This window comes from Tessaracoccus sp. OS52 (assembly GCF_020687685.1).
In the GTDB taxonomy this organism is placed as follows: Bacteria; Actinomycetota; Actinomycetes; order Propionibacteriales; family Propionibacteriaceae; genus Arachnia.
The window spans coordinates 194,219-208,753 of record NZ_JAJEWM010000003.1; the positions used below are offsets into that span (position 1 = coordinate 194,219).

Below are 14,535 nucleotides of genomic sequence, written 5' to 3' on the forward strand. Positions count from 1 at the left end.
GTGATGCTGCCGCTTCACCGGCACCTTGGGGTCACCCCCCGACCACCCTGGTGGTGGCAAGTGGCTCTCAGCGCAGCGTTAGGGGCATGGGCCGCGCTCAGCTTCGGTTGGAGCTGGACGCTGTTGGGATTCCTCCCACTGGTTGCCGTCTGGAGCATGGCTGCGGTCATCGACGTCGTGTCGCTCCGCCTGCCGGACGCGCTGACGATCCCGTCATACCCCGGGCTTCTGCTGCTACTCCTGCCGGCGCTGCTGCTGGAGGACGCTCCGCTTCTCCGGGTTGCGCTCGCTGGGCTGGCCACGGGCGCCGCTCTGTTCGTGGTCGCGTGGATCTCCCCGCGGAGCTTCGGCCTCGGGGACGTAAAACTGGGGCTGACAACGGGCGCCGCTCTGGGCTGGTGGGGATGGCGGGCGGTGCTGCTAGGTGCTGGCGCCGGTTTCCTGGCGTTCTCATTGCTCGGTCTGATGCTGCTTGCAATGAGGCGGGTGGGACGCCGGACGGACCTCCCATTCGGACCCTTCCTGATCTTCGGCGCGCTGGTCGGACCGCTGCTCGTCTGAGGTCAGCCCCGCTGCCTCTGCCCCAGTTGTTCAAGGATTCCGGAGCGCTCGATGGCGTTCCAGAACGCGTCGGCCCACTCCCGGTAACCGGCGTCATTCGGATGGAACCAGTCCTTGGCCGTCTTGCGGTGGTACCGGAAGTACCCGAGCTCACGCGAGGGCCGGTGCAGTTCGACGAGGTGGTGACCCCGCTCCGCGATCAGTTCGGCGGCCCTCTCCGCCATCGCGACTGACTGCTTGTCCATGCCCGGGATCATGACCCAAGGGACGTCGGCGATGAAGCTGCCCCGCGGCACCGTGTCGAGGATGACCGAGAGGGACTCGGTGAAGACTTCGAGGTTGCTGCGGGGGAAGATGACGTCGTTGGCGCCGATGTCCAGGGTGACCACGTCGGGGGTGAACGGCAGGGACCTGAACGTGGTCAGCTGGTCGCGAACGACGTCGGCGCTGATGGCCCCGGAGACCGAGAGGTTGGTGACGGCGACGGGGCGTCCGGTTGCTTCGGACAACCGGGAGGCGAGCAGTCCGACGTAGCCCTTGTCCACCGACGACGCGCCGACCCCCTGCGCCGCCGAGTCACCGAGCGCGACGTAGTGGAGCACGTCGTCGGGATGGTCGCCGGGGCGTCGGCCCCAGTGGTCCCGGTACTCGGTCACGTGCCGCAGGACCGTGCGCCGGCCGCGGAGGTAGTCGGCCGTCAGTGCGCCGAGGCCGACCGCGGCGGCGCTGGCGGCGGCGAGCGGGAACCACTTCATCATCGCCGCCGGTACGGTCCTGGGATGGCCGGGTTGCCGTCCTTCACCCACGCGATCAGGCCGCCTGCGATGCACTCGGCCAAGAGGCCCTTCTCCCGTAGCTGGGCGGCGGCGATGGAAGAGCGCAGGCCGTTGTCGCACATCACGATGATGGCGGCGTCGTGCTCGGCGAGGGGGTCGTCACCGTGGATGGCCAGGACCGGGTCCACCTGCAGGGCCTTCGGGTCCACCGGACGCGCACCAGGCGCGTGGCCCGCCTCGTACTCGCGGGTGGTGCGCACGTCGATCAGCACGGCGCCGCGGCTCAGCGCGAGCATCGCATCATCGACGCTGAGCCCCGGCATCTTCTTGCCGAGGAAATCCATCAGTCCCATGGCACCCATCGTGCCCCCTCGCCACCACCGGCGCAAAGGGCAGGGCCACTGGAGTCAGCGCTTGAAGACGCGCACCGGCCCGACGACGTTGACGCCGACCATGGCGCCCACCTGCGGGGTCTCGTTGCCGTGCACCCGCGCGCGCAGCGCGAACGGGCCGCTCGGGGCTCGATCGGCGGGGTCGGTGTCCGGAAGTTCCAGGTCAACAACTGCATCGTGGCCGAAGAAGCGCACGCCCGTGACCCGGGCCGTGACCGTCGAACCCGTCGGATGCGTGAGCCGGATCTGTTCGGGGCGCAGGAGCACGTCGACGGGACCCCGCGGCACGAAGCCGACGACGGTGAGGGAGCCGAGGCCGGATCGGACCACGGGCCCGACGCCCTCGCCCTTCAGCATGACGGCGTCACCCATGAAGGCCGCGACGTGCGCGTCGATCGGTTCACCGTAGATGATCCGCGGCGCGGCCACCTGCCGCACCTCACCGTCGCGCAGCACAGCCACCTCGTCGGCGAACGAGAGGGCCTCACCCTGGTCGTGGGTGACGAGGACGACGGTCGCGCCGGCGGCACGCAGGGCACGGGCGGTTGCCTCCCGGGTGGACGTGCGAAGGGCCGTGTCCAGAGAGGAGAAGGGCTCATCGAGCAGGACGACGCTGGGTTCCGGCGCCAACGCGCGTGCCAGCGCGACCCGCTGCTGCTGCCCGCCCGAGAGTTGCGCGGGATACCGGTCCGCGAGTTCGGCGGGCAGTTCGACCAGCTCCAGGAGTTCCAGCGCCCGCTGGCGGTGGGCCCGCTCCCGTCGGCCGAATCCGCGCCAGGGCAAACCGAAGCAGATGTTGCCCGCCACGCTCAGGTGCGGGAACAGCGCGCCCTCCTGCCGGACGTAGCCGATGCCGCGCTTCTCGGGCGCCACCCACTCCCCCGGCCCCGCGACGGTCCTGCCGCCGACGACGACCTCGCCCGCCGTCGGGCGAAGGAAACCGGCGATCGAGCGCAGGAGCGTGGTCTTCCCCGAGCCCGAGTCCCCGAGCACGGCGGTGGTCGTCCCGGTCCTGACCGTCAGAGAGACGCCGTGAAGGATCTCCGTGTCCCCGTAACCGACCCGGAGGTCACGTACCCGCACCTCGCTCATCGCCTCACCCGCCTCTCATGTGTGATCTGACGGCGCAGCAGCACCGTCAGGGGGACGGACAGCACGATCATCAGCGCTGCGTACGGGGCCGCGGCGGCGTAGTCGAGTTCATCGCTCGCGGCCCAGAACGCAAGTGCCAGCGTATTCGTCCCGGTGGGCGCCAGGAGAAGGGTGGCCGTCAACTCGGTGGAGATGGCCAGTGCCACCAGGACGAACCCGGCCAGGACCGACGGCATCGCCAGCGGCAGCACCACCCGGGCCAGGACGCCCGGGCCCTGGTGGCCGAGGGAACGGGCAGCCTCGGAGAGCTCGGGTGGCGCCGCGGCGAAACCGGAGCGCAGGTTCACCATCGCCCGCGGGAGGAACAGGATGGCGTAGGCCCCGACCAGCAGCACCGGGGTCTGGTAGAGGCCAGGCACCAGGGCGACGGTGAGCCCGACCAGCGCCAGCGCCACCACCACTCCGGGAAGGGCGCTGCCGACGAAGGTGGCCCGCTCCAGCAGCGTGGCGAGCCGCCCGCCCACCCGGCTGATGAGGAGCGCACCCGGCAGGGCCAGGAGGACGGCGACCAGCCCGCCGAGGAAGGCCAGCCCGACGGTGGCCGCCGTCACCTGCAACAAGTCGTCGGCGACGGCGCCCGACTGGCTGGAGCCCGCCACGAGCCAGCGGATCACCAGCGCCACGGGCACGACCACCGACAACCCCACCAGGAGCGTGAGCCCGACCAGCGCCGGGGCCTTCCACCGGCCGAGCGGGAGTGGAACCGGCGGTTGCATCGTCCCCGCGCCCAGCCGCGACACCCGCCGTCGGCCGCGGACCACGACCTCCAGGGTCAGCACCATCAGGCACAGCAACAGCAGGACTGAAGCGAGCAGCGACCCCCGGGCGTCGTTGAAGCCGACGGCGTACTGCTGCAGGATCGCGGTGGTGAAGGTCTGGAAGCGCATCATCTCGAGCACGCCGTACTCGGCAAGGATGTGCAGGGCGACCAGCAGCGCGCCGCCGCTGACCGCAGGCCGCAGCCTCGGCAGCACGGTCCGGTGGAACGCCGCCACCGGCCCCAGGCCGAGGGATCGCGCCGCCTCCTCCTCCCCACTGTCCAGCGCGCGCAGGAGCGCTGCCACGGGGAGGAACACGAACGGGAAGTAGGACAGCACGGTGACCAGAACCGCCCCTTCCAGCCCCACCAGACCGGGCTGCCAGGAGATCCAGGCGTAGCTCGCGACAAAGGCCGGGACAGCGAGCGGAGCCAGCATCAGGCCCCGCCAGACGGGGGCGCCGGGGAGGTCGGTCCGCTCCACGAGCCAGGCGGCCGCCACCCCGATCACGACAGCCAGCGGCACGGTGAACAGCATCAGCAGGGCGGTGTTGCCGAGCAGTCGTCCGATGCGCGGCCGCAACAGGTAGTCCGCGGCCTCCCCCGCACCGACGCTGACCGCGGAGGCCGCGATCACGATTATGGGAAGCAGGACAAGCCCCGCGACCACCGCCGCGGGGACCTGCAGCCACAGACGGCTAGAGGAGGCCCGCATCGACCATCAGGTTGGTTACCTCGTCGGAGTTCAGGGTGAATGGGTCGACCGGGGGGTTGTCGAGGCTGTCCAGCGGCGGGAGTGCGGGGTCGGAGGCGACCCCCTTGCCGACGGCGTACTCCATGCTCTTGGAGGTCGCCAAGACCTCCTGACCCTCCGGGGAGGTCACGAACTCGAGGAACTGCTGCGCCTGCTCGGGCTTGTCGCTGCTGGCGAGCACACCGCCGGCCGAGAGCGAGACGAAGGCTCCGGGGTCCTGGTTGCCGAAGTAGTGGAGCTGGGTGTTGCCCGAGCCCTCCTTGTTCCCGGCCTGGTCGCGGTACCAGTAGTAGTGGTACATGATGCCCACCGGCACCTCGCCGGCGTTGACCGCCTGCATTGTGGCGATGTTGTTCTGGTAGATCTGGGCTCCGCGTTCGAGGCCCTCCAGCCAGGCGGCGGTCTCCTCCTCACCGCGGTCGGCCAGCATCCCGGCGACGATCGCCTGGAAGTCGGCGCCGCCGGGGGCGCAGCCCCAACGACCGTCCCAGGACTCGTCGGCGAGGTCCATCATCGAGGCCGGCAGTTCGGACTCCGAGATCAGCGACGGGTTCCAGCACAGGACGGTCGAGCGCGCCGCGATCGCGATCCAGTCCCCGCTCGAGGGCGCCAGGTCCTCGGCCACCTGGGCCAGTGTGGCGTCGGCCACCGGCGCCAGCAGGCCTGCACGCTCCACCACCGTCATCGCGGGCGAGTTCTCGGTCAGGAAGACGTCGGCGGGGCTGTTGTCGCCCTCCTCGACGATCTGGTGGCCCATGGAGGAGTCCTTGCCCGGGCGGACCTGGGTCTTGATCCCGGTCTTCTCCGTGAATGCCTGGGCCCACGCCTCGGTGACGTTCTGGTGCTGGCTGGAGTAGATCAGCAGCGCCTCGGCGTCCTCGACGAACTCCTCGCCCTCCGGCTGGTCACTGCCGCAGGCGGCGAGCGCGAAGGGCGCGACGGCGGCGGCCGAGAGCAGGAGGCGACGACTGAGCTTGTGGTTCACGGGGTGGTCCTCTCGGGGACGGGGGTCGACGACGCGGGCTCACGCCGTCGGAGGGTGGGGACGAGTTCCTGCAGTTGGTGGAGGGGGCCTGCGGTGAGCCGCCAGAACGGCACTCCGGCGGCCAGGGATGCGAGGGTTCCCAGGAGGGGCGACTCGATGAGCTCCTGCACGTGGAACTGCACGAGGTAGATGTGCAGGCTGGCGGCTGCCAGCAGGGTGATGAGCGGGACCACCACCGCGGGAACCTTCACCGAGCGCAGCAGCGCGAGGATCACGATGCCCGCCAGGATGGTCGCGTTGCGGGCAGGGTCGTCGGGGAAGAAGCCGACGACGCCCCCGGCCGCAGCCGCCAGGGTGACGGCCCGCCGCGGCCAGGTCCCGGCGTGCGCGAGCGCCAGCCCGGCGGCGAACAGGAAGAACACCGTCGGCATGATGCCGCGCAGCGTGCCCTCGAAGGTCTCCAGGATCGCGAACCGGGAGACCAGCCCCACCAGCAGCAGCGCGAAGGCGACCCGCCAGGGGTCCGAGGACCAGACTCGGGCGATCCGGCCGACGGAGAGCACCGCGGTGGCCAGGAGCACACAGAGGATGAGGGCGTCGATGAACCAGAGTTCGTTGCGGCGCAACGCTCCGGAGGACCCCGTGGCCCAGTTGATCAGCAGCAGGTTGCCCCAGTGGTAGCGGCCGTAGGCCATCCCGATGGCGGCCATGGCCATCGTCGGCACCCCGATCCCGATGATGAAGCGAGCGGCGCCACGCCAGCGCTGCCCCGCGCTCGGCGCGGAGAGTCCGAACATTGCGGCGCTGAAGCCGGCCACGACCATCAGCGTGTGCGCGCCCCCGAGGAGCCGGAACAACTCGGCGTGGGAACCGGCGATCATGATGACCGCGAGCGCCCGCAGCAGGACCGGCGTCTCCAGTCGCTGCCAGCGGCGTCGTCGGGCTCCTCGTGCCTGGTCGACGGGAGCGGCTGCGGCGACGAGTTCGGCGACGGGACGCCGGTGCCAGTCGCGCGGCAGGTCTCCGAGAATCCCACTCAGGCGCGCCGAGGCAGTCACATGGGAGAGGGAGTCCCCGCCCAGGGCGACGAACGACTGCTGGAGGTCAACGTCGTCACGGCCCAGCACGTCGCGCAACACCGCAGCCGCCCGAACCGCGGGTCCGGGTGTGTCGATCCGCTGCCGGGTGTCCGCGCACTCCTCGGGGTCCGAGACGCGCACGAGGGCGTCGCAGCCGGCGCGATCCACCTTCCCGTTTGCCAGTCGCGCCAGCGGCAGCACCGCGGCGCGGACGTGCCCGACCCCCAGGCCACAGGATTCCGCCGCGGTCCGGCGCGCGCGGGAGCGGGTGGCGGACTCCGCCTCTGGCGGGGTGGGCTCGACCGCAACGCGGATTCCGGTGTCGTCACCCGTGACGCAGGCCACCAGCCCGGCAGCCTCGAGCGCGGCCTCCACCCGTCCCAGGTCGATGCGCAGTCCGAGCACCTTCACGAAGCCCGAGCGGCGGCCCACTATCCGGAGCGCGCCGTCGGCACCGACGACGCCCAGGTCCCCGGTGCGCAGTTCGGGCACCATCCGGCCGAGCGCGAGGTCGTCGGAGTGCTCGGCGTAGCCAAGCATCACGCCCGGGCCGGAGACGACGATCTCGCCGCTCCCGGTGGCCGCGTCGGCCTCCGGGACGTCGGTGTCGAGCCGGATGCACGTGCCGGGCACTGGGTGGCCGACGCTCTCGGGCGAAACCGTCGCCAACTCCGGCGGCTGGACCGCGATCCGGGCCGTGGCCTCGCTCTGCCCGTACATGACGGCCAGGCCCCAACCATGCCGCTGACCCAGCCGTGCGGTTCGGGTGACGCGCTCGGGCGACATCCGGCCGCCGGCCTGCGCGACCAGTCGGAGTGAGGGGTGGGGCCTCTCCAGGGCGCCGGTCCCCTCCATCAGTTCCACCATGTGGGGCACCACGGCCAGGTTGGTGACGCCGTCGTCGACGACGTCCCAGAACGCCTGGTCCAGGACCGAGGCGTCGGTCAGGGCCACGGAGGCGCCGACCGCGAGGTGGCTGTGCAGCACCGACAGGCCGAAGCAGTAGTGGAGAGGGAGGCTCGTCACGCCCCGGTCCTCCGGCCCGAGTCCGAGGGCGGCGGCGATGGCGCGGGCGTTGCTGGCGACGTTGTCGTGCGACAGCCGCACCAGCTTCGGCGAGCCAGTGCTGCCGGAGGTGCTGAGCAGCAGCGAGAGCTCCGGGTGCAGGAGATGGCGCGGGGACCCGTCCGCGCCGGAGGCTCTGGTGACCGACCCGGCAGCCGCCACCAGGTCGGCGTGCCAGGCGCGCGCGACGGCGTCGCCGCTGCCGACCAGGAGCGGGACGTGCCCGGCCTCGATGATGGCCAGGTAGGCCACGACGTCCTCGACGGTCGGGTTGAGCCGGACGTGGGCCAGAAGCCGGCCCTCGGCGACGTCGGGCAGTTGCGCCGCGAGTGCCTCGACGCGTTCGCGGAGGCTGCCGTGGTCAAGGACGGTGCCGTCCTGCGCGGACAGGGCAGGACTACGCGGGTCGACCTCGCCGGGCGACGGCAGCAGCGAGCCGATCCGCACCCGTGGGGGCCTCAGCGACAGGGACACCCCGTTAGGGTAGCCTTACCGTGCGATTTAGGACAAACGGGAGTTGTTTTAATGGCATTCGTGGACGTTGCGCTCTGGTGGACGGACCTGCGGACAGCGGACCTGTCCGTGGCCGCAACCCTGCCCGCGGCCGAGCGCGAACGGCTGCACGAACTCTCCGACCAGACCGAGCGAGGGCGTCGCCTCGCCGGGGCACTGCTGCTGCAGCACGCGGTCCGGCAGGCGCGCGCACTGGACTCGGACGAGCCCGTGGAGATCGACAGGACATGCTCCGAGTGCGGCGCGCAGCACGGGCGGCCGGTGGTGGCCGACGGGCTGGGACCGCACGTCTCGGTCTCCCACTCCGGCCTGGTGATCGCCGTGGCCACCTGCGCCGAGGCGGCCGTCGGGGTCGACGTCGAACGCCTGGCCCCCGACACCCCGCCAGCGACGGCTGCGGAACTGCGCGACTGGGTGGAGCATGAGGCGCGGATGAAGGCCGCCTTGGCGGCGGACGAAACGGCGACCATCCAACCCCTGACCTGCCCCTTCGAGGGCTACGTCGCCGCGCTGGCCGTGGCGACGCCGTCGGGGATCCGCGTGAGGGAGCACTTCCTGCAGTGAGGACTCACACGATGCCGAACATCGCCAGCCCCCAGAGCATGACGGCTGAGCTCGCGATCAGGGCCAGCAGCAGGAAGCCGAGCAGGCGACGCCGCGCGAACCGCACGGTGATGACGGGGAACGTGAGGAACGCCAGGCAGAGGGCGACGTAGGCGATCCGCAGCCCGATGCCCGGCCCGGCCTCGAAGTCGTACTCGGTACCCGACGGCCGGGTGTCCGGCCCGGTGAGCAGCGCGAACAGGAACAGGGGGATCACCCCGGTCAGCACCATCGTGAACGACCCAAGACCCAGCAGCAGTGCCGCCGGCCACTGCGACCACCAGGGCCGGTGATCCTTGCGGCGCGCCATCACTCGCCCTTGCGGAGACGCTCCAACCGGCTGTACATCTCCTCGATCGCGGACCTGAACTTCTCCTCCACCTGCCGACGGCGCACCTTCAGCGTGGGCGTCAGCATCCCGTTCTCCATCGTGAGGTCGTCGTCCATCACGGCGGTCTCCTTGGGCCGTTCCTGGCTGGGGAGGTGCTCGGTGAGCGCCTCGACCCGGGTGCGCAGTTCGTCCAGGAGTTCGTTGCTCTTCAGCCAGTCGGAGACCTCACCGGGCCAGCTGCGCACCCTCGCCAACTCCTCGACGTGCGGCAGCGAGGGCTTGACCAGGAGCGTGATGAACGGCCGGTTGTCACCCAGCAGCACGGCGTGCTCGAACAGCGGGTCGGAAAGGATGATGCCCTCGATGGGCTGCGGCGCCACGTTCTTGCCACCCAGCGTGACGATGATGTCCTTGATGCGGTCGGTGATCACCAGGTAGCCGTCGGTGTCGACGTAGCCGGCGTCGCCGGTGTGCAGCCAGCCGTCGACGATGGCCTCGTCGGTGGCCTCCTGGTTGCGCCAGTAGCCGGCCATGATGTTGGGCCCCTTGTAGAGGATCTCGCCGTGCTCGCCGATCCGGATCTCCGATCCCTTCATCACCCGCCCCGCAGTGCCGATCTTGAACCCCTGCGGGGAGTTGAAGCTGACCAGCGGGGAGGCCTCGGTGAGTCCGTAGCCGGTGTAGACGGGCATCCCGACGGCGGAGAAGAACTCCTCCACCTCCTTGCGCAGGGGCGCCCCGCCACAGGCCAGCACCGTCTTGGGGCCGCCCATCGCCTCCCGGACGCTGCTGAGGACCAGCTTGTCGGCCAGCGGCAACTGCGCGGCCCAGAACGGCGAGGGCCTGGCGCCCTTGCGGTAGGCGTGCTGATTCTTGGCCCCAACACCCAGCGCCCACTTGAAGACGGCCCGCTTGGCCGCCGACGACGCCACCTTGGCGTGCGCCGTCGAGAACACTGTCTCGTAGAGCTTCGGAACGCTCACCATCAGCGTCGGCCGGGCCAGCACCATCTGCGTTGCGACGGTGCGGGCGTTGGAGACGTAAGTGTTCATGCAGCCCTTGAGCAGCACGATGGTGGTCCAGGCGCGCTCCAGCGCGTGCGACAAGGGCAGGAAGGCCATCGAGTGGTCGTCGGGGCCGAACGTGAAGAACTCCTCGACGGCGTACTTCTGCTTGATCAGGGCCTGGTGCTCCAGCATCACGCCCTTCGGGTCGCCGGTGGTTCCCGAGGTGTAGATGATGGAGGCCAGGTCGTCGTCCCTGGCCTCGGAGAGCCGGGCGTCGATGGCCGCGCGGTCCGGGGTGGTGAGGAAGTCGTCGTAGGAGACCACGCCGTCGGGCATGTCGTCGTACGGGTTGAGCACGACGACGCGCTCGAGTACCGGCAGGTCGTCGCGGACCTGCAGCAGGCGCTCGGCCTCGGACTGACCGCCGACGAACATGACGCGGACGTCGGAGTCCAGCGCGATGTGACGGATCTGCGACGGCGTGGAGGTGGCATACAGCGGCACCGGCACGGCACGCACCGACGTGGCGCCGAAGTCGATCTCAGACCACTCGGGGCAGTTGTTGGCGAACAGGCCGACCCGCTCCCCCGGCTGGATGCCCAGATCCAGTAGTCCCTGCGCCACCCGCTCGATCCGGTCCCAGAACTGGGAGAAGGACTGCGTGACCCATTCGTCGTCCACCCGGATGCGGGTGGCGGTCTTGTCCGGGTTCTGCTCCACGACATTGCGGAGGTGCACTGCGAGGTGCTCGATCATGTGGTGCCCCCTCGGGCTCGGGTTTTCACTCAGCCTACTGGGGAGGCGTCGGCGGCCGCCCGGAGCGGGCGCAGTCCACTCCGGGCGGCCCCGTTCAGCCCTCCTCGGGCTCGTCGGATTCGGGGCCCTCTGCCGGGTCCTGGGTGTGCTCGCGCTCCTTGGTGGGTCCACCGGGCGCGACGGCGCCCTCGGCGGGCTCCTCGGGGTTGTTGCGCTCGGTCTCGTTCGGCTGCTCACTCATGGTGTGTCTCCTATCACCTGAACTGGTCTCCCACAGTAGGCCTTCGGCGGACCGGCCACCGGGCTCCTGACAGGTCTGCATGCCAGACTGAGCCGCAGGAGGTGCCATGCTCATCGCCCTGTTGGGTACCGCGTTCAACGTCGGCGTCCTTCTGGTCCTCTCGAGGCGCCTCCTGGGTGTCCCGGTGGGCTGGGGGCGCACGGTCCTCGTCGGCCTGATGGTCAACTCCCTCGCCATCCCCGCGGCCACCACCATCTTCGAGGTGGTGGGTGCCGACGTGCGAGTGCCCGGCGTCGAGGTCCTGCTGCTGACGCTGTTGCTGGGCGCGTGGGCGCTGACCATCCAGTTGATCGTGCTCACCGTCCTCGAGGCGGTGCTGCCAACCCGCTCCGTGCCGAGCCTCACCACCGTCGTGACGGAGTTTCCCGCGATGCTGCGTCGGGTGCGCCGCTACGTCGTGCTGTGGTGGATCGCCGTCCGGCATGGCCTGGCGGCCTACCTGGGCCCCAACAAGGCGCGGGACCCCGACGTGCCGCGGCTCGCGTCGTCGCTGCGAAAAGCCCTCACCAGGGCGGGCGTGACGTTCATCAAGCTCGGCCAGATGCTCTCCACGCGCCCCGACGTGCTCCCCGCCCCCTTCATCGCCGAGCTCTCCCGCCTGCAGAGCGAGGTGGAGGCCGAGCCCTGGAGCACCATCGAGCCGATCCTGCGGGACTCGCTCGGCCAGCCCATCGGCGAGGTCTTCTCCCACGTCGAGGAGACCCCGCTGGCCGCAGCGTCGGTTGCCCAGATCCACACCGCGACGCTGCTGGACGGCACCGACGTCGTGGTCAAGGTCCAGCGCCCCCGCGCCCGCGCCCAGGCGACGGCGGACCTCGACATCGTCACGCGGCTGGCCGAGCGGCTGGAGCGGCAGACGGACTGGGGACGCCGGATGGGGACGCTCGCGCTGGCCGAGGGGTTCCGGGACTCCCTGAACGAGGAGCTCGACTACCGCACGGAGCTGGCCAACACCCGCGCCGTCGGAGCGGCCGACGGCGCCGTGCGCGTCCCGGACACCTACCCCGATCTCTCCTCCAGCCGGGTGCTGGTCATGGAGAGGCTGGATGGACAGCCCCTGTCCAGGGCTGGCGAACTGCTCCAGGCGATGCCGCGGGAACGCCGTCGGGAACTGGCCGACGACCTGTTCGCCGCCGTCCTGAACCAGATCATCGTCACCGGTGTCTTCCACGCCGACCTGCACCCGGGCAACATCTTCCTGACCCCCAGCGGGCTGGCGCTGCTCGACTTCGGATCCGTCGGGCGGCTCGACAAGACCTCGCGCACCAGCCTCGGCATGGTGCTGCTCGCAATCGACCGCGAGGACGCCATCGCAGCCACCGACGCGCTCATCGACCTGCTCGACCGTCCCGACGGTCTCGACGACCGGCTCCTGGAGCGCCAGGTCGGTCAGCTGATCCTGCGCTTCGGCGACGGCGTGGGTGCCTCCGGCACCGGTGAGGTGTTCGCGCAACTGATCGAGCTGGTCCTCGACCACGGCTTCAGCATCCCGCCGCAGCTGGCGGCCGCCTTCCGCGCCCTCGGCGCCCTGGAGGGCTCGCTGGCCCTGCTCGCGCCGGAGGTGGACCTCGTCTCCATGGCGCGACGGCACGGCGCCGGCATCATGAGCGCGCAGGCCACTCCGCAGGCGGTGCGCACGACGCTCGAGAACCAACTCGCCACGCTGGTACCGCTGATCCAGCGCCTGCCCCGTCGGATCTCCCGGATCACCGAGCAGTTGGAGGACGGGACGCTCGTGGTCAACATGCGCACGATGGGGAGCCAGCACGAGCGCTCCTACGTGACCGGTCTGGTGCAGCAGGTGAGCACGAGCCTGCTTGCCTCCGCGGCGGGGATCGGCGGGGTCATGCTCCTGCAGGCCGACGGTGGCCCAACCTTCCTGCCGGGCCTGGGCATGTGGCCGTTCCTGGGGCTCACGTTCCTGTTCATCGCATTCGTGCTGGGCACCAGGGTGCTCATCGACATCTTCCACGGCCGGGACCGTTAGCCCGCCCGAACGCACGGGCCCGCGTGCCAGACTGACGCCATGAGCAGCGTCGCCACCCCCTTGCCCGCAGTCGAGTCGGAGCCGAGGCCCTGGCGGAACCGGTTGGCGTTCGGGCTGGGCACGCTTGGCCGGGACATGACGGCCGCCATGGTCAGCATGTTCCTGATGTTCTACCTGAGCGACGTCCTCGACGTCTCGGAACCGGTCCTCGCGGCCGTCACGGTGATCCTCGTCGTGATGCGGATCTTCGACGCCGTCAACGATCCCTTCATGGGCGTCGTGGTGGACAACACACGCAGCCGGTGGGGCAAGTTCAAGCCGTGGATCGCCGTCGGAGCGCTGCTGTGGGGTCTCACGACGGTGCTGATGTTCGTCGACACGGGCCTCCGCGGCACCGCCTTCCTGGTGGTGTTCACGCTGGTGTACCTGGCCTGGGAGATCAGCTACACCATCAACGACATCTCCTTCTACGGCCTGCTGCCGTCACTGACCCGCAACCAGAAGGAGCGCGAGGCCATCGGCGTGATCGCCCGGATCTGCGCCAACATCGGCCTGTTCGCCGTCGTCGTCGCGATCGTGCCGATCACGACGATGCTCGGGGAGCGGCTCGGCAGCCTGCAGCAGGGCTGGCTCGTCCTTTCGGTGATCCTCGTGGTGGTCATGCTGGCGTTCCAGTCGCTGACCGTGGTGTTCGCGCGGCAGCGGGTCGCGGTGCCGGTCGAGCACACGCCACTCCGCGACCTGGCTCGCGTCATCGGGAAGAACGACCAACTACTCTGGGTGACCCTCGCCATGGTGATCTTCATGGCCGGCTACACCGCCACGACCAGCCTGGGCATCTACTACTTCAAGTACGTCTACCGCGACGAGGGCATGTACTCGATCTTCGCCGCCATCCTCGGCGTCGCCCAGCTCACGGGACTCGCGGTGTTCCCGCTGGTCGCCAAGGTCCTGAGCCGGCGCGCCATCCACCTGCTGGCCACCGTGCTGTGCGTGGGTGGGCTGCTGGTGTTCGCGCTCGCCGCCCAGGACATGCTGGTCATCGGAGTGGCGGGGGTGCTGCTGTTCGTCGGGCAGGCGTTCATCCAGTTGCTGATGCTGATGTTCGTCGCCGACTGCGTCGAGTACGGCGAATGGAAGCTGGGACGTCGCAACGAGTCGGTCACCTTCTCGCTCCAACCGTTCATCTACAAGGGCTCCAACGCCCTGGGGACAGCCTTGGTGGGGTTGGCGCTCCTCTGGTCCGGGATCAGCCGGATCGCCTCTCCGTCCGAAATGACCGAGGCCGGGATCAACAACTTCAAGGTGGTCATGATGATCATCCCGCTCATCCTGATGATCATCAGCTGGGTCATCCTGCGGGCGAAGTACAGGATCGACGAGCCGCGCTACGCGGCGATCGTCGCCGAACTCGCGGCGCGGGAGGCTCGGACCACCGCGAACTGAGCGGGTCGGGCGGGCCGGTGGTTCGTGGCCCCTGGAGGAATGGACAGAAACCCCGTTTTCTTTGCATGGG

At 70.1% G+C, this 14,535-nt stretch carries 13 protein-coding genes; 4 read left to right on the top strand and 9 right to left on the bottom strand.

The genetic code is table 11. From position 1 onward, the window contains the following. Positions 1 to 3: 3 nt before the first annotated feature. Positions 4 to 561: an A24 family peptidase gene (locus LKO27_RS12045; RefSeq protein WP_255622560.1), complete on the top strand. Its 558-nt coding sequence runs from the start codon at positions 4 to 6 to the stop codon at positions 559 to 561. A gap of 2 nt (positions 562 to 563) precedes the next feature. Here LKO27_RS12045 and LKO27_RS12050 read toward each other — a convergent pair whose 3' ends face one another. Genes LKO27_RS12050 through LKO27_RS12075 form a run of 6 tightly spaced genes read right to left on the bottom strand, consistent with a single transcriptional unit; the run spans position 564 to position 7,995 of the window. After that, positions 564 to 1,319, bottom strand: a complete 756-nt coding sequence (locus LKO27_RS12050; protein ID WP_227737755.1) for an SGNH/GDSL hydrolase family protein — start codon at positions 1,317 to 1,319, stop codon at positions 564 to 566. Beyond that, positions 1,316 to 1,690, bottom strand: coding sequence for a rhodanese-like domain-containing protein (locus tag LKO27_RS12055; protein WP_227737756.1), 375 nt, complete (start codon positions 1,688 to 1,690; stop codon positions 1,316 to 1,318). The genes LKO27_RS12050 and LKO27_RS12055 overlap by 4 nt, the downstream gene beginning before the upstream one ends. A 54-nt stretch (positions 1,691 to 1,744) precedes the next feature. Beyond that, on the bottom strand, positions 1,745 to 2,821 hold the full coding sequence (locus LKO27_RS12060; protein WP_227737757.1) for an ABC transporter ATP-binding protein: 1,077 nt from the start codon (positions 2,819 to 2,821) through the stop codon (positions 1,745 to 1,747). Further along, positions 2,818 to 4,353 (bottom strand): iron ABC transporter permease, encoded by a 1,536-nt coding sequence (locus LKO27_RS12065; RefSeq protein ID WP_227737758.1) that lies wholly within the window; start codon positions 4,351 to 4,353, stop codon positions 2,818 to 2,820. Before LKO27_RS12065 ends, LKO27_RS12060 begins: the two co-directional genes overlap by 4 nt. After that, positions 4,337 to 5,377, bottom strand: coding sequence for an iron ABC transporter substrate-binding protein (locus LKO27_RS12070; protein ID WP_227737759.1), 1,041 nt, complete (start codon positions 5,375 to 5,377; stop codon positions 4,337 to 4,339). The genes LKO27_RS12065 and LKO27_RS12070 overlap by 17 nt, the downstream gene beginning before the upstream one ends. Continuing rightward, positions 5,374 to 7,995: an AMP-binding protein gene (locus tag LKO27_RS12075; RefSeq protein ID WP_227737760.1), complete on the bottom strand. Its 2,622-nt coding sequence runs from the start codon at positions 7,993 to 7,995 to the stop codon at positions 5,374 to 5,376. The genes LKO27_RS12070 and LKO27_RS12075 overlap by 4 nt, the downstream gene beginning before the upstream one ends. A 51-nt stretch (positions 7,996 to 8,046) precedes the next feature. Between LKO27_RS12075 and LKO27_RS12080 the strand changes: the two genes are divergently transcribed. Next, entirely contained in the window at positions 8,047 to 8,598 is a 552-nt protein-coding gene (locus tag LKO27_RS12080) for a 4'-phosphopantetheinyl transferase superfamily protein (protein WP_227737761.1), read from the top strand. A gap of 4 nt (positions 8,599 to 8,602) precedes the next feature. Here LKO27_RS12080 and LKO27_RS12085 read toward each other — a convergent pair whose 3' ends face one another. The 3 genes from LKO27_RS12085 to LKO27_RS12095 all read right to left on the bottom strand — a co-directional run bounded on the left by LKO27_RS12085 (position 8,603) and on the right by LKO27_RS12095 (position 10,972). Next, positions 8,603 to 8,947: a hypothetical protein gene (locus tag LKO27_RS12085; protein ID WP_227737762.1), complete on the bottom strand. Its 345-nt coding sequence runs from the start codon at positions 8,945 to 8,947 to the stop codon at positions 8,603 to 8,605. Next, the gene (locus tag LKO27_RS12090) at positions 8,947 to 10,731 is read right to left on the bottom strand and encodes a long-chain fatty acid--CoA ligase (RefSeq protein ID WP_227737763.1); all 1,785 of its coding nucleotides are present in this window, start codon (positions 10,729 to 10,731) and stop codon (positions 8,947 to 8,949) included. Before LKO27_RS12090 ends, LKO27_RS12085 begins: the two co-directional genes overlap by 1 nt. A 94-nt stretch (positions 10,732 to 10,825) precedes the next feature. Next, positions 10,826 to 10,972 carry a hypothetical protein gene (locus LKO27_RS12095; RefSeq protein ID WP_227737764.1) on the bottom strand — a complete coding sequence of 49 codons (147 nt, stop codon included), beginning with the start codon at positions 10,970 to 10,972 and terminating at the stop codon, positions 10,826 to 10,828. A 106-nt stretch (positions 10,973 to 11,078) separates the two neighbouring features. On the opposite strand from LKO27_RS12095, the gene LKO27_RS12100 reads away from it, so the two are divergent. Together LKO27_RS12100 and LKO27_RS12105 are read left to right on the top strand one after the other, a co-directional pair. After that, positions 11,079 to 13,019: an AarF/ABC1/UbiB kinase family protein gene (locus LKO27_RS12100; RefSeq protein WP_227737765.1), complete on the top strand. Its 1,941-nt coding sequence runs from the start codon at positions 11,079 to 11,081 to the stop codon at positions 13,017 to 13,019. A 39-nt stretch (positions 13,020 to 13,058) separates the two neighbouring features. Next, positions 13,059 to 14,465, top strand: a complete 1,407-nt coding sequence (locus LKO27_RS12105) for a glycoside-pentoside-hexuronide (GPH):cation symporter (protein WP_227737766.1) — start codon at positions 13,059 to 13,061, stop codon at positions 14,463 to 14,465. Positions 14,466 to 14,535 lie beyond the last annotated feature (70 nt).

Coding starts and splice junctions, on each gene's coding strand:
- LKO27_RS12055 (WP_227737756.1), bottom strand. CDS start 1,690: ATGGGACTGATGGATTTCCTCGGCAAGAAGATGCCGGGGCTCAGCGTC.
- LKO27_RS12105 (WP_227737766.1), top strand. CDS start 13,059: ATGAGCAGCGTCGCCACCCCCTTGCCCGCAGTCGAGTCGGAGCCGAGG.
- LKO27_RS12100 (WP_227737765.1), top strand. CDS start 11,079: ATGCTCATCGCCCTGTTGGGTACCGCGTTCAACGTCGGCGTCCTTCTG.
- LKO27_RS12060 (WP_227737757.1), bottom strand. CDS start 2,821: ATGAGCGAGGTGCGGGTACGTGACCTCCGGGTCGGTTACGGGGACACG.
- LKO27_RS12090 (WP_227737763.1), bottom strand. CDS start 10,731: ATGATCGAGCACCTCGCAGTGCACCTCCGCAATGTCGTGGAGCAGAAC.
- LKO27_RS12095 (WP_227737764.1), bottom strand. CDS start 10,972: ATGAGTGAGCAGCCGAACGAGACCGAGCGCAACAACCCCGAGGAGCCC.
- LKO27_RS12050 (WP_227737755.1), bottom strand. CDS start 1,319: ATGATGAAGTGGTTCCCGCTCGCCGCCGCCAGCGCCGCCGCGGTCGGC.
- LKO27_RS12065 (WP_227737758.1), bottom strand. CDS start 4,353: ATGCGGGCCTCCTCTAGCCGTCTGTGGCTGCAGGTCCCCGCGGCGGTG.
- LKO27_RS12045 (WP_255622560.1), top strand. CDS start 4: ATGCTGCCGCTTCACCGGCACCTTGGGGTCACCCCCCGACCACCCTGG.
- LKO27_RS12085 (WP_227737762.1), bottom strand. CDS start 8,947: ATGGCGCGCCGCAAGGATCACCGGCCCTGGTGGTCGCAGTGGCCGGCG.
- LKO27_RS12080 (WP_227737761.1), top strand. CDS start 8,047: ATGGCATTCGTGGACGTTGCGCTCTGGTGGACGGACCTGCGGACAGCG.